Genomic DNA, 14,136 nt, shown 5'->3' with positions numbered 1-14,136 from the left:
GGCCGGGACCCCCTTGTGAGGAGTCCCGGTCACCGCCCGGGGCCATCACCTGCCCTTCGGACTGGCGGGATTCGGCGGTGGGACTACGTTGATGCGGCAGCTACCGACTACTTCGCGTCGTTGACGCCGATCGAGATGTAGTCGTAGCGACCGCTGTACGCGGCGGACGAGTAGACGTTGGTCGCCCGCGAGGAACGCCAGCTGATGTTCTTCTCGTAGATGAAGGGCATCCAGTAGGCCTTGTCGACGATCTCGTGGGCCAGCTCGGTGTAGATCTCACCGGCCTTGTTGGGGTCGACCGTGCCGATCGCGTCGTCGAAGTACTTGTCGATCTTCGGCTCGTCGATCTGCGACTCGTTGTAGTTGCCGTTCTCGTTGATGAAGCGGCTGTCGAACAGCGGCTGGGCGTAGCCCTGGCCGGTCGGGAAGTCAGGACCCCAGCCCGCCATCGTCATGCCGATGCCGCGCTTCTTCACCACCGAGGGAGAGCCGGTGATGCTGGAGGAGTCGGCGCCGTCGATCTGGTCGACATCGGCGTTGATGTTGACCTTCTTCAGCTGCTCCTGGAGCGCCGTCGCGGCGTCCACCTCACCCGGCTGGTTGGTGCGCGCCGAGATCTTGGTCGAGAAGCCACCCGGCTTGCCGCACTCCTTGAGCTGAGCCTTCGCCTTGGCGACGTCCGGCTTGCCCTTGCGCTCCTTGATGCCGTACGGGTCGTAGTCGTCGTGACCCTTGATCGACTTCGGGAAGACGCTGGTGGCGATCTCACCGGCGGCGACCTCGCCGCCACGGGTCTTCTGCAGGCTCGCGAAGTCCGTGGCGTAGAAGACGGCCTTGCGGCAGGCCTCGTTGTCGAACGGCTTCGTCTTGGTCACCAGGGCGACGTAACGGACGAAGTCCGTCTGCATGTTGTCGACGTTGTCCTTGTGGTCCTGAATGGCGGTGGTACGACCCGACTGGGTCATGCCGGTGCCATTCATGTCGATGTCGTAGTCACCTTCCATCAGGCGCTTGTCGTTCTCTTCGAGGTTCGCCGAGATGGTGACCGAGATCTTGTCCGGCAGGGCGGGACGGACCGGGTCGGACGACTTCTTCCAGTTCGGGTTGCGCACCAGGGTGATGCTCTTGCCCGCGCTGTAGTTCTGGAACTTGTACGGGCCGGAGGAGAAGGGGCGCTGGGTGTACTTGGCGCCGGTGTCCTCGGACTGCTTGACCGGGGTGCCCGACGGCATCGCGAGCATCTGCTCGAAGTCGCCGTTCTTCTTGGGCAGTTTGAAGATGATGGTGTTGTCGTCCGGCGTCTCGATCGCCTTCAGACCCAGCTTGTCCTTCGACTTGTCCTCGTAGGGGCCCTTGTACTCGCCCTTCGGGTCCAGCGTCGACTTCAGGTAGCCGGGACCACCGGTGATGACCTTGGTCGCCCAGATGCGCTCGATGCCGTACTTGATGTCCTTGGAGGTCAGCTTCGAGCCGTCCTCCCAGGTCAGGCCGTCACGCAGCTTGTACGTGTAGGTCTTGCCGTCGTCGCTGATCTTCGCCGTGGACTCGGCGAGGTCGGGGACGAGCTTGTTGGACGCGGCACCCGGCTTGGTGTCGTACGTGATCAGCGTGCGGGTGTAGAACCGCATGAAGTCCCACGTCATGCCGTAGTACGCGCGCTGCGGGTCGGCCGAGTCCAGGTCCTGCTTGGCGATGAACTTGAGCGTTCCGCCCTTCTTCGCCGACTTGTTCGCGACCTTGCCGATGGCCGCGTTGTAGCCGGCGCCCTTGCTGTCTTCGTCGTCGCTGCCGCCGCCGCACGCCGTGGTGGTCACCAGCGCCGCTACGACGAGGGCCGCGCCTGCGGTCAACCGTCGTTTAGAGGAACCTGTGGGCATTTCTCGCATCCTCCGAGATTCGCGGTCCTTGGCATTGACTGCCTTGAGAACCATGGGAAGAGCCACCTGACGCTGCGGCAGGGGCAAGCCAGTTGGAGCTGTTTACCGAGTTCCCTTGGGGTCCAGGGCGTCGCGCAGCCCGTCACCGAAGAGGTTGAAGGCAAGCACGGTCACGAAGATCGCCAGGCCGGGGAAGACCATGAACATCGGATCGTGCTCGTACGTCGCCAGCGCGTCCCGGAGCATGCCGCCCCAGGAGGCGGTCGGCGGGCGTACACCCGCGCCGAGGAAGCTGAGCGCCGCTTCGGTGAGGATGTTGGTGGGGATCATGAGCGTCGCGTACACGGTGATCGGTGCGACCAGGTTCGGCAGCAACTCGCGGAAGAGGATGTGCCGTTGGCCGCCGCCGAGGCTGCGGGCCGCTTCCACGTACTCGCGTTCGCGCAGGCTGAGGGTCTGGCCTCGGACGATGCGCCCGACGTAGGGCCAGCCGAAGAACCCGATCACCAGGATCAGTACGGCGATGCGGACGCCGCTGCCGGTGAGCCCGAGCAGGTCGTCGGGGAGGACCGACACCAGGGAGATCACGAAGAGCAGCTGCGGGAAGGCGAGCAGCACGTCCATGACCCGGCTGATCGTCGCGTCGATCCAGCCTCCGAAGTAACCGGCGATGATGCCGAAGAAGGTGCCGAGCACCACGGCCACCACCGCGGCGAGGAACGCCACGAGCAGTGAGATCCGGGCGCCGTAGACGATCCGGCTGAAGACGTCGCGGCCCTTGTTCGGCTCCACTCCGAAGAGGAAGTCCGAACTCATGCCGCCGAACGCGCCCTTGGGCAGGTTCGTCAGGTCTTCCAGCTCGTCCTGATGGAACTCGTTGGGCGGGTGGCCCAGGAGGGAGACGATCAGGGGCGCGAAGACGGCGACAAGGACCAGGACGAGCACGGTGATGCCGCCGGCCAGGGCGACCTTGTCCCGCTTCAGGCGGTTCCAGGCGATCTGCTTGAGGGACCGCCCCTCGACCTTCTTCACCCCTGCACCATCTGCGGGAGCGACGTCCGCTGTCGGGTCCGCGTCCGCAGGTGTGTCATGCAATGGTGCCGTCATCGTGGCAGGGACCCCTCTCAACCGGTGGTGACCGGCCCGCACTTGCCGCTGTAGCGACGTGATCAGTCCGTCGTACACAGGGGCGAAGCGCCCCTGGTGCGGGAGTCTTCATCGGGGTCGCGATCTGTTACCAGCCTTGTCGGGGAATGGATGCGCAACCGTGATGCTGATCGAGGTGTTCCGTTATCCGGACGGAGGTGAACGAGGGTCGAACACGGGGCAGTTGGGTCGCAAGGTGCCACAGGAGCCCATAGGGTCCCTCTGCCATCAGAACGGGCATCATGACGGTCAGGGCAGGTTGAGCGCTGCTTCAGTACTGCTTCAGTACTGCTTCAGTACTGCGCGGGGTAGCCGTATCCGCCCGCGGGCGCCGGGGCCGGCTGGGCCTCGCGGTCGTAGAACGGGCGCGCGTTGGCGCGCAGCCACATGGCTACCGGGTCGTATCCGTCGGACATCGCGACGGTCGACACGGGCAGGCCGTCGGGGACGGCGGCGATCGACTGCTGCATCATCGCGCGCACCCCGTCGACCGAGGCGGGCGAGGTGTCGTACACATCGAGGCCGATGGCCAGATAAGGGGCGCCGAGCGCGGGCTGCACCCAGGCGCGGCGCAGCGAGCGGACCGCGGGGGTGCGGTGGGCGTTCTGCGTGAGCAGGGCGTAGAACTGGGGGATCTCGATGGCAGGCTCGGTGAGCCGGAGCGGTCCCGCGGGCAGCAGGTCGAGGCCGGACGCGATGCGCCGCAGGTCGAGCCAGGGGATGCCGACGCCGCCGCCGGGGGCGTGGGGGTTGAGCCAGAGGCCGTAGTGGTCGGGGTAGAGGGTGCGGGAGATGTCGACGCCGCTGACCACTTCGTACGAGCGGTTCCAGCCACTGGCGGAGAGCTCCTGGGCGGAGGTCACGCACGGCGCGTACCCGAGGCCCTCGACCTCCATGTTCCCGTACTGGGCGTCGGGGGATCCGGCCTGGCCGTGCCAGAGCAGCATCCACACCTGGTCGGCGGCGAGCGCCCGCAGGAGCGCCTCGTAGGCGTCATAGCGCCCTGGTGTCACCTGGCGCAGCATGTGCTCGACCTGCCCGGCCGCAGCCGTGCCCGACGCACTCACCCTTAACCGCCCCTTCGCGATGACCCGATGACCCGCTGACCCGGACCCGGGTCATGAAACCAGCTTAAGCGGCGATCCTGACACCGACTTGACGTACGGCACCCTCACACACGTACCTGCACATGTCCTTACACATGTCCGTGCTCGTGCCCCGGGCCCTGGCCGAGGCCCGGGCTCCGGCCGAAGAAGGGCCGCACCCGCTCGCGCATCCAGTCACCGACCGGGTCCTGGGCGACGTCGAGCAGTACCAGGTTCACCGGCCAGGACACCGGGGCGTGGCCGAGGGCACGGCCCACGGCCTCCATCGGCAGCTCGCGCGCGTTGCCCTCCCAGGAGGTCAGTTCGACGCCGACGAACAGGGAGGGCGACTCGCCCTCGACGCTCGCCAGGCAGCGGCGGGCGCTCAGGACGACCCCGGTGGCCTCGAACTCGCGGGCGGCGGCGGACAGGAAGTCCACCGGGTCCTCCTGCCAGTCCGGTTCGAAGAGCCGTACGCGGCCGCCGCTCGCGGGGCCGTCCAGCGGGGTCCGTCCTGACCGGCAGAGCTCGGCGACGGCGGGCGGCGGCAGCGGCACACCGACCGTGCCGTCCGGGTTGACCGCGATGCCCAGCTGCGGGGGGAGGCCGCGCGCGAACTCCACGGCGGGCGCCACGGTGCAGCCCATCCGGCCGCCGGTGACGTGCTGGAACTGCTGCTCCGAGCTGAAGACGGGGACGTATGCCTGGCCGTCGATCTCCAGCGTGGGCAGGTCCAGGGTGCCGCTGTCCGGTGCCCCGCCGTTCGGCAGCGGGACCCAGACGTGGCTGCGGCCGAGCACCTCGACGATGCGGGCCCCCGCGGATGTGTGGGGTGCGCCGGGCGTGCCGAGGGATGCCGCGAGCACCTCTTCGAGTTCGTTGCCCGGCCATCCTCCATAGGGATGGGCGTGTGCCTGCGCCGGAATGTCCATCTCTTCTAACCCCTGCTCGGTCCCGCTCTGCCTGCGGCACGACCCTAACGTGGCGGCCCGTGGCGGGCGGCCCATGGCGGGCGGCTCAGCCCCCGAAGCCGATCCCCCGCAGCACCCCGGCCGCCGTCCTGTCGAGGAGCACGGCCGAGCCGCAGCCGCGCGGCAGGTCGCCCCGCTCGGCGGCGCCGACGAGCCTGCCTACCGTTCTGCGGTGGCGCGCGAAGGCGTACCGCGACACGCCGCGACCGCGCGAGAGCTGGCCCTCTATGGCGGTGTCCGGCGGCACGTCGAGCAGCAGCAGGTGCAGTGTCGTGCCGCGCCGCGCGGCCTCGCGGCCCAGCCAGCGGCGCACCCAGGCCTGGGTGCCGCAGTCGTGCACCACGACTCCCTCGCCGGAGCGCAGGGCTCTGCGCAGGCCCGCGTAGTGCGCGAGGCGGACCAGGGGGCGGTACACCGCGTACGGCAGCAGGCTCGGCATGCGCCGGGCCCAGCGGTCGCGGGTGTCCTGCGAGTCGATGCGCGGGCCCGCGACGGCTCTGCGCATCAGCGTGGACTTGCCGCTGCCCGGCAGCCCGGAGACGACGATCAGGTCGCCCTCGCCGTACGTGAGCCGGTGCGGGCTGTGGCCGGTCCGCTGCCGCAGGTCGCGGACGACGGCCGCCGGCAGGGGGCCGCAGCTCTCCCTGGTGGGGGCGGCGGCCTGTTTGGGCAGGGCCACCCCTGTATTGGTCGCGTAGACACTCGTCCTGCGCACCGTGATCGGCCTCCCCATAGCGGTCACGTACCTGCTTACCGCAGCTTCCCCGGCAAGTGTAAAGAGAAGGTAATGCGGCACAAGGGCATTACGGGACTGGCACTGCCCTGTGACGGAAGCGCGTGCAATGATGTGCGCGCAAACTCCATACAGGCCGTTTGAATCCGCGCGGGAGAGTTCCCGGTCGCCGTCGTACGACGCTATGACGCACCGGGGCGCCGAAGGAGCAAGTCCCTCCCTTGAATCTCTCAGGCCCCGTACCGCGCGGGCGAGGCACATCTGAAAAGCGGGCCGCCCGGCGGCTCCACCCAAGGTGCAAGTCATGACCTCCTGTACGAGCGGGTCGTGGTGAACCTCTCAGGTTCCGATGACAGATGGGGAGGATCGACCTCGCCCGTCATGCCCTGGGAGTTCAACGAATGAGTACCGCTTCCCGTCTGACCGCACTCGATGCCGTGCATCGCGCCCTCGGCGCGACCATGACCGACTTCGCGGGCTGGGACATGCCGCTCCGCTACGGCAGCGAGCGCGACGAGCACGTCGCCGTCCGCACCAAGGCCGGTCTCTTCGACCTCTCCCACATGGGCGAGATCACCGTCACCGGCCCCGAGGCCGTGGACTTCCTGAACTTCGCGCTGGTCGGCAACATCGGCTCCATCGGTGTCGGCCGCGCCCGCTACACGATGATCTGCGCCGAGGACGGCGGCATCCTGGACGACCTGATCGTCTACCGCCTCGGTGCGGCCGAGGCCCCCGAGTACATGGTCGTGGCGAACGCCTCGAACGCGCAGGTCGTGCTCGACGCGCTCACCGCCCGCGCCGACGGCTTCGACGCCGAGGTCCGCGACGACCGCGACGCGTACGCGCTGCTCGCCGTCCAGGGCCCCGAGTCCCCCGGCATCCTGAAGTCACTCACGGACGCGGACCTGGACGGCCTGAAGTACTACGCGGGCCTGCCCGGCACGGTCGCGGGTGTGCCCGCGCTGATCGCCCGCACGGGCTACACCGGCGAGGACGGCTTCGAGCTCTTCGTCGCGCCCGGCGACGCCGAGAAGCTGTGGAACGCACTGATGGAGGCGGGCGAGCCCGTCGGCCTCGTCCCGGCCGGGCTCTCCTGCCGCGACACGCTCCGTCTTGAGGCGGGCATGCCGCTGTACGGGCACGAGCTGACCGCGGACCTGACACCCTTCGACGCGGGCCTCGGCCGGGTCGTGAAGTTCGAGAAGACCTCGCAGTCCGACACCTTCGTGGGGCGCGCGGCGCTCGCGGCCGCCGCCGAGCGCGCCGAGACCGCTCCCCCGCGCAAGCTGGTCGGCCTGATCGCATCGGGCCGCCGCATCCCGCGCGCGGGCTTCTCCGTGGTCACCGGCGAGCAGGTCATCGGCGAGGTCACCTCCGGCGCCCCGTCCCCGACGCTCGGCAAGCCGATCGCCATCGCGTACGTCGACGCGGCGCACGCGGCCCCCGGCACCGAGGGCGTGGGCGTGGACATCCGCGGCACACACGAGCCGTACGAGGTCGTGGCTCTGCCGTTCTACAAGCGCCAGAAGTGACACTGCCGCTTCCGTGGTAACCCGGAAGTGACCCCACGCACATCTTTCCCGTTCCGCAGCACCCACCCGCGTACAGGAGAATTCAGGTCATGAGCAACCCCCAGCAGCTGCGTTACAGCAAGGAGCACGAGTGGCTCTCGGGCGCCGAGGACGGCGTCTCGACGGTCGGCATCACGGAACACGCGGCCAACGCGCTCGGTGACGTCGTCTTCGTCCAGCTCCCTGAGGTCGGCGAGACGGTGACCGCGGGCGAGACCTGTGGCGAGCTCGAGTCGACCAAGTCGGTCAGCGACCTGTACTCCCCCGTGACCGGTGAGGTCGTCGAGGCGAACCAGGACGTCGTGGACGACCCGTCGAAGGTGAACTCCGAACCGTTCGAGGGTGGTTGGCTCTTCAAGGTACGGATCACGGAGGAGCCGAAGGACCTGCTCTCCGCAGACGAGTACACCGAGTTCTCCGGCAGCTGAAGCCCCCCGAAGACCCCTAGGGACCACCTGATGTCGCTTCTCAACACCCCTCTCCACGAGCTGGACCCGGACGTCGCCGCCGCCGTCGACGCCGAGCTCCACCGCCAGCAGTCCACCCTGGAAATGATCGCCTCGGAGAACTTCGCTCCGGTCGCCGTCATGGAGGCCCAGGGCACGGTCCTCACCAACAAGTACGCCGAGGGCTACCCCGGCCGCCGCTACTACGGCGGCTGCGAGCACGTCGACGTCACCGAGCAGATCGCGATCGACCGGATCAAGGATCTGTTCGACGCCGAGTACGCCAACGTCCAGCCGCACTCCGGCGCCTCCGCCAACCAGGCCGCCCTCTTCGCGATCGCCAAGCCCGGTGACACGATCCTCGGCCTTGACCTGGCGCACGGCGGCCACCTCACCCACGGCATGCGCCTGAACTTCTCCGGCAAGCAGTTCAACGTGGTCGCGTACCACGTCGACGAGGCCGGTCTCGTGGACATGGCCGAGGTCGAGCGCCTGGCCAAGGAGAACAGCCCGAAGGTGATCATCGCGGGCTGGTCCGCCTACCCGCGCCAGCTGGACTTCGCGGAGTTCCGCCGGATCGCCGACGAGGTCGGCGCGTACCTGTGGGTCGACATGGCGCACTTCGCCGGGCTCGTCGCCGCAGGGCTGCACCCGAACCCGGTGCCGTACGCGGACGTGGTGACCTCCACCACGCACAAGACGCTCGGCGGCCCGCGCGGCGGCGTCATCCTGGCCCGCAGCAAGGAATTCGCGAAGAAGCTGAACTCCGCGGTCTTCCCCGGCTTCCAGGGCGGCCCCCTGGAGCACGTGATCGCGGCCAAGGCCGTCTCCTTCAAGGTCGCGGCCTCGGAGGAGTTCAAGGAGCGCCAGCAGCGCACCCTGGACGGCGCCCGCATCCTGGCCGAGCGCCTCGTCCAGGACGACTCGAAGGCCGTCGGCGTCGACGTCCTGTCGGGCGGCACGGACGTGCACCTGGTCCTGGTCGACCTGCGCAACAGCGAGCTGGACGGCCAGCAGGCCGAGGACCGCCTCCACGAGGTCGGCATCACGGTCAACCGCAACGCGGTCCCGAACGACCCGCGCCCCCCGATGGTCACGTCGGGCCTGCGGATCGGTACGCCCGCGCTCGCGACCCGTGGCTTCCAGGAGGACGACTTCCGTGAGGTCGCCGACGTCATCGCCGAGGCGCTGAAGCCGGGCTTCGACGCGGAGTCGCTCAAGGCCCGCGTGTCGGCCTTGGCAGCCAAGCACCCGCTGTACCCCAACCTGTAGCAGTTTCGTACGCTTTCCTTCGTACGATTCTTCGGGGCACCGCGCACACTGGACAGTGAAGACAGTGAGTGCGGTGCCCCGGCTCATGCCCCGCTCTCGTAAATATTTCCTGCAGTTCTCTTTCGTAGTTCTCTGCACCACCCCGGCAGACAACGGCGTCTACCAACCACCATTGGAGTTTCTCGTGGCCCTCTCGGTCTTCGACCTGTTCTCGATCGGCATCGGCCCGTCCAGCTCCCACACGGTCGGCCCCATGCGCGCCGCCCGCATCTTCGCGAGCCGCCTCAAGAACGAGGGCCTGATGGCCCACACCACCGCGATACGGGCCGAGCTCTACGGCTCGCTCGGCGCGACGGGCCACGGCCACGGCACCCCGAAGGCGGTCCTGCTCGGCCTGGAGGGCGAGTCCCCGCGCTCGGTCGACGTCGAGTTCGCCGACGACCGCGTCGAGCAGATCAAGAGCACCGGCCGCATCAACCTCCTCGGCATGCACGAGATCGACTTCGCCTTCGACGAGGACCTGGTCCTGCACCGCCGCAAGGCCCTGCCGTACCACGCCAACGGCATGACGATCTTCGCGTACGACCATGAGGGCGGCCTCGTCCTGGAGAAGACGTACTACTCCGTGGGCGGCGGCTTCGTGGTCGATGACGACGCGGTGGCCGGCGAGAACCCGATCGTGCCGGACGACACGGTCCTCAAGCACCCCTTCCGCACCGGCGACGAGCTCCTGCGCCTGGCGCAGGAGACCGGTCTCTCCATCTCCGCGCTGATGCTGGAGAACGAGAAGGCGTGGCGCACCGAGGAGGAGATCCGCTCGGGGCTGCTCGACATCTGGGGCGTCATGCAGTCCTGCGTCTCGCGCGGCATGTCCCGCGAGGGCATCCTGCCGGGCGGCCTCAAGGTCCGCCGCCGGGCGGCGAACTCCGCACGGCAGCTGCGCGCCGAGGGCGATCCGCTGGCCCGCGCCATGGAGTGGATCACCCTCTACGCGATGGCGGTGAACGAGGAGAACGCCGCGGGCGGCCGGGTCGTGACGGCCCCGACGAACGGCGCCGCGGGTATCATCCCGGCGGTCCTGCACTACTACATGAACTTCATCCCCGGCGCCGACGAGGACGGCGTGGTCCGCTTCCTGCTCGCGGCGGGTGCGATCGGCATGCTCTTCAAGGAGAACGCCTCGATCTCCGGCGCCGAGGTCGGCTGCCAGGGCGAGGTCGGCTCCGCCTGCTCGATGGCGGCGGGCGCACTCGCCGAGGTGCTCGGCGGCTCCCCCGAGCAGGTCGAGAACGCGGCCGAGATCGGCATGGAGCACAACCTCGGCCTGACCTGCGACCCGGTCGGCGGCCTCGTCCAGATCCCGTGCATCGAGCGCAACGGCATGGCGGCCGTGAAGGCCGTGACCGCGGCGAAGATGGCGATGCGCGGCGACGGCAGCCACAAGGTGTCCCTCGACAAGGTCATCAAGACCATGAAGGAGACCGGCGCCGACATGAGCGTGAAGTACAAGGAGACGGCGCGGGGCGGGCTCGCGGTGAACATCATCGAGTGCTGAGCCGCGGCCACGACCACCGGCCACCGGCCCCGGCCACCGGCAGCCCTCACCGCGCGACGAACAGCGCCTCCGCGCCCACGGGCCGGTACCCCGCGGCCTGAAAGGCCCGCACGCTGCGGGCGTTCCCCGGGGACTGCTGCGCCCGCACCGGGGCCCCGCCGGGCACCAGCTGCCGGGCGGCGAGCGCGAGCGCCCGGCCCAGCCCCCGGCAGGGCGTCGGCCACGGTCAGGAGGTCGGTGGTGTCCGTCGCGCGTCCCGTCCGCTCCAGGAAGGCGGCGAGGAACAGGGGGTTCATCGTGGCGGCCAGCGGATCGCAGTCGAGCGCGGCGAGGGTGGCGTGCACCCACTCCGGGTCCTCGTCCGTGAAGACCACCGAGTGCGCGGTGAAGGCGATGACGCCCGCGTCGCGGTGGCGGGGCTGCGGCACGACGGTGGTGGTGCCGTCGGGCGGCGGGAACTGCCCGTGGGCCGCCGCGTCGAGGATCGCACCGAGCGCGGCAGAGGTCCTGGCCATGGGCGTACTCCTTGTGATCGCATCCTCGGACGGCCGATACCCTGACCCCCGTCAGTAGTGCACCAAGAAGGGGTGGATCCGGTGGCGGACATCGAGGAAGCGCGCAGGACGTTCGAGCAGTTCGACGCGGACGGCGACGGCTTCATCACGGCGGTCGAGTGGAAGTCGGCCATGGCGAAGATGGGAGACTTCTACGTCACCGAGACGGTGGCCGAAGCCGTGATCGGCACGAAGGACGCCGACAAGGACAAGCGCCTCTCCTTCGACGAGTTCTGGGCGAGCCTGAACAAGTAGCGGGAACGCGACGCGGAAGGGGCCCGGCACGCGCGTGTGCCGGGCCCCTTCCGCGTACCTCAGCGGGGGCGCCGCGCCGCCCGCACGCTCCACCGCCCCTCCGTGCGCTCCAACCGCACCGGGTGGTCGAAGCACTTGCTGATCTGGTCGCCGGTCAGTACGTCGTCCACGGCGCCGGAGGCGAGCGCACGCCCGTCGCGCAGGAGCAGCGCGTGTGTCGTACCGGCCGGGAGCTCCTCCAGGTGGTGCGTGACCAGGACCGTGGCGAGTTCGGGGTGGGTCTCGCGCAGGGTGTCCAGGCTGTCGAGGAGGCGTTCGCGGCCCGCGAGGTCGAGCCCGGTGGCCGGTTCGTCGAGCAGGACGAGCCGCGGCCTTGGCATCAGCGAGCGTGCGATCAGGGTCCGGCCGCGCTCGCCCTGGGAGAGCGTCGGCCAGCGCGCGTCCGTGCGGTGGGCGAGGCCGAGCATGGCGATCAGGCGGTCGGCCTGCTGCTCCTGCTCGGGCGTGGGGCGCCAACGGGGCAGCGGTTCCACGCTGTTGGTGAGCCCGGTGAGGACGACCTCGCGCACGCGCAGAGGCGAGCGGAGCGGGTGACGCGGGTTCACATGACCTACGTACGACCGGAGTTCGCGCAGGTCGACGGTGCCGAGGCGGCGGCCGAGCACCTCGACCGTGCCGTGCGTGGGGTGGGTGACGGCTCCGCAGAGGCTGAGCAGGGTCGACTTGCCCGCGCCGTTCGCGCCGAGCAGCGCCCAGTGCTCGCCGGGGCGGACGGTGAGGGTGACCTCTTCGAGGATGGGGCGCCCTTCGCGGACGACCGTGACGGTGTCGGCGTGCAGGACGGGGGTCATTCCGTGGCCCCCGCCCGGTTCACCGCGGCGAGCACGGCCTGCACGGACGCGGTCAGGACGGAGGTGTCGAGGCCCGCGCCCCAGCGGACGGCATCGCCCACCCGGCACTCCGCGTACGCGACGGCCTCGCTGGCGCCGCCCGCCTCGGTGGCGTGTTCGGAGTAGTCGAGGATGTCGACGGTGATCCCCGCGGCGGCGAGCGCCTCGACGAACGCGGACAGGGGGCCGTTGCCCGCGCCTTCGAAGTCCCCTGTGCGGTCACCGACTTGGAGGGTGCAGACGAAGCGGTGGGCACCGTCCGGTGCGCGGTCGGTGGTCCAGGAGCTCAGCTCCACCTCGCCGCCGTCGCCACCGCCCTGCCCTGGCGCGACGTAGGTCGCGCGGAACAGCTCGTACAGCTCCTTGGCGCTCGCCTCCTGACCGCTGTCATCGGTGGCCTCCTGCACCACGCGCGAGAAGTCGGGGCGCATGCGCCGCGGCAGGTCGAGGCCGTGCCGCGTCTGCAGCAGATACGCCATTCCGCCCTTGCCGGACTGGGAGTTGACGCGGATGACGGCTTCGTAGCTGCGGCCGATGTCCGCCGGATCGATCGGCAGGTACGGCACGTCCCAGGGCGCCTCGCGCTCCGTGACCCCCAACTCGGCTGCCCGGCGGGCGTGGTGGGCGAACCCCTTGCTGATGGCGTCCTGGTGGGTTCCGGAGAAGGCGGTGTGGACGAGGTCGCCCGCGTAGGGGTGGCGGGGGTGCACGGGCAGCCGGTTGCAGTGCTCGACGACGTCACGCACGGCGTCGATGTCCGAGAAGTCGACCATGGGGTCGACGCCTTGGGCGTACAGGTTCAGGGCCAGGGTCACCAGGTCCACGTTGCCGGTGCGCTCGCCGTTGCCGAAGAGGCAGCCCTCGACGCGCTGGGCCCCGGCCAGGACGGCGAGCTCGGCGCAGGCGACGCCGGTGCCACGGTCGTTGTGGGGGTGGACGGAGAGGATGACGGAGTCGCGCCGGGCGAGGTGCCGGTGCAGATACTCGATCTGGTCGGCGTACACGTTCGGGGTCGCGATCTCGACGGTCGCCGGCAGGTTGTGGGTGACGGGGCGTTCGGGGCTCGCGTCCCACAACTCGGTGAGTCCGTCGCAGAGTTCGAGTACGTAGTCGGGTTCGGTCAGGTTGAAGGTCTCCGGCGAGAACTGGAACCGGATGTCCGCGCCGGGCCGCGCGTCGGCCAGGCGGGCCATGTGGGTGGCGGCTGCCGTGACGACGCCCTGCACCTGTGCGCGCGAGCGCCCGAGCACCACGTCGCGCCAGACGGGCGAGGTGGGGATGTAGAGATGGACGACGGCGCGGGGCAGCCCTTCGATCGACTCGAAGGTGCGGTCGATGAGGTCGGGCTTGGCGGGCGTGAAGACGACGATGCTGACGTCTTCGGGAATGCCGCCGCTCGCGCTGAGCGCGGCGAGGTCGCGCACGAAGTCGAAGTCGGCGCGGCTCGCCGACGGATAGCCGACCTCGATCTCCTTGAACCCCATCGAGACGAGCAGATCGAAGAAGCGCCGCTTGCGGGCGGGGTCCATCGGCTCGGCGAGTGCCTGATTGCCGTCGCGCAGATCGACGGGGACCCAGAGGGGGGCGCGCTCGATACGGGAACCGGGCCAACCGCGGTCCGGCGAGGGGATGTCGACGTCGACCCGGTGCTGGTAGGGGCGGTAGCGGTGGTGCGGCATGGGGCTCGGGCGCTGGGGGTTCCACTGATACGCGGGGGATTTCACGGTGGCCTCTCGGCTCGGTCGGTGGGCCGACCGGCAGCACGGCACCCCGCGGCG

The 14,136-nt window shown here is 69.5% G+C and carries 12 protein-coding genes, 1 pseudogene and 2 riboswitches; of the genes and pseudogenes, 5 read left to right on the top strand and 8 right to left on the bottom strand.

Annotation, left to right across the window (positions count from 1 at the left end):
• Positions 1-107 precede the first annotated feature (107 nt).
• The 5 genes from E5671_RS31960 to E5671_RS31940 all read right to left on the bottom strand — a co-directional run bounded on the left by E5671_RS31960 (position 108) and on the right by E5671_RS31940 (position 5,812).
• Complete coding sequence (locus E5671_RS31960; RefSeq protein ID WP_202121336.1) at positions 108-1,877, bottom strand: ABC transporter substrate-binding protein; 1,770 nt, start codon at positions 1,875-1,877, stop codon at positions 108-110.
• Between the two features lie 102 nt (positions 1,878-1,979).
• Positions 1,980-2,984 (bottom strand): ABC transporter permease, encoded by a 1,005-nt coding sequence (locus E5671_RS31955; RefSeq protein ID WP_160507339.1) that lies wholly within the window; start codon positions 2,982-2,984, stop codon positions 1,980-1,982.
• Positions 2,985-3,316: 332 nt separating this feature from the next.
• A complete protein-coding gene (locus E5671_RS31950) occupies positions 3,317-4,090 on the bottom strand; it encodes an enhanced serine sensitivity protein SseB C-terminal domain-containing protein (RefSeq protein ID WP_160507338.1) in 774 nt (257 codons plus the stop codon).
• A gap of 128 nt (positions 4,091-4,218) precedes the next feature.
• The gene (locus E5671_RS31945; protein ID WP_160507337.1) at positions 4,219-5,040 is read right to left on the bottom strand and encodes an enhanced serine sensitivity protein SseB; all 822 of its coding nucleotides are present in this window, start codon (positions 5,038-5,040) and stop codon (positions 4,219-4,221) included.
• 85 nt (positions 5,041-5,125) lie between these two features.
• The gene (locus E5671_RS31940) at positions 5,126-5,812 is read right to left on the bottom strand and encodes an AAA family ATPase (protein ID WP_202121335.1); all 687 of its coding nucleotides are present in this window, start codon (positions 5,810-5,812) and stop codon (positions 5,126-5,128) included.
• A 141-nt stretch (positions 5,813-5,953) separates the two neighbouring features.
• Positions 5,954-6,067: riboswitch (glycine riboswitch) on the top strand.
• Positions 6,068-6,178, top strand: a riboswitch (glycine riboswitch).
• A gap of 35 nt (positions 6,179-6,213) precedes the next feature.
• Between E5671_RS31940 and gcvT the strand changes: the two genes are divergently transcribed.
• The 4 genes from gcvT (at position 6,214) to E5671_RS31920 (ending at position 10,659) form a co-directional block, all read left to right on the top strand.
• Positions 6,214-7,347 (top strand): glycine cleavage system aminomethyltransferase GcvT, encoded by a 1,134-nt coding sequence (gene gcvT / locus E5671_RS31935; protein WP_160507336.1) that lies wholly within the window; start codon positions 6,214-6,216, stop codon positions 7,345-7,347.
• Positions 7,348-7,436: 89 nt separating this feature from the next.
• Positions 7,437-7,814, top strand: a complete 378-nt coding sequence (gcvH, locus tag E5671_RS31930) for a glycine cleavage system protein GcvH (protein ID WP_160507335.1) — start codon at positions 7,437-7,439, stop codon at positions 7,812-7,814.
• 30 nt (positions 7,815-7,844) lie between these two features.
• A complete protein-coding gene (gene glyA / locus E5671_RS31925; protein ID WP_160507334.1) occupies positions 7,845-9,104 on the top strand; it encodes a serine hydroxymethyltransferase in 1,260 nt (419 codons plus the stop codon).
• Between the two features lie 184 nt (positions 9,105-9,288).
• Positions 9,289-10,659, top strand: coding sequence for an L-serine ammonia-lyase (locus E5671_RS31920; protein ID WP_160510540.1), 1,371 nt, complete (start codon positions 9,289-9,291; stop codon positions 10,657-10,659).
• Between the two features lie 46 nt (positions 10,660-10,705).
• Here E5671_RS31920 and E5671_RS46490 read toward each other — a convergent pair.
• Positions 10,706-11,174 (bottom strand): annotated as a pseudogene (locus E5671_RS46490) (hypothetical protein).
• A gap of 81 nt (positions 11,175-11,255) precedes the next feature.
• Here E5671_RS46490 and E5671_RS31910 point away from each other — a divergent pair.
• Positions 11,256-11,468, top strand: a complete 213-nt coding sequence (locus E5671_RS31910) for an EF-hand domain-containing protein (RefSeq protein WP_160507333.1) — start codon at positions 11,256-11,258, stop codon at positions 11,466-11,468.
• Positions 11,469-11,527: 59 nt separating this feature from the next.
• Here the strand turns inward: E5671_RS31910 and E5671_RS31905 are convergent, their stop codons facing one another.
• Entirely contained in the window at positions 11,528-12,319 is a 792-nt protein-coding gene (locus E5671_RS31905) for an ABC transporter ATP-binding protein (RefSeq protein WP_160507332.1), read from the bottom strand.
• Positions 12,316-14,037, bottom strand: a complete 1,722-nt coding sequence (gene leuA, locus E5671_RS31900; protein WP_160510539.1) for a 2-isopropylmalate synthase — start codon at positions 14,035-14,037, stop codon at positions 12,316-12,318. Before leuA ends, E5671_RS31905 begins: the two co-directional genes overlap by 4 nt.
• Between the last annotated feature and the right edge of the window lie 99 nt (positions 14,038-14,136).

The organism is Streptomyces sp. BA2 (genome assembly GCF_009769735.1).
Taxonomy (GTDB): domain Bacteria; phylum Actinomycetota; class Actinomycetes; order Streptomycetales; family Streptomycetaceae; genus Streptomyces.
Note: the sequence above shows the minus strand (reverse complement) of the source record. Positions and strands in the feature narration are given on the sequence as shown.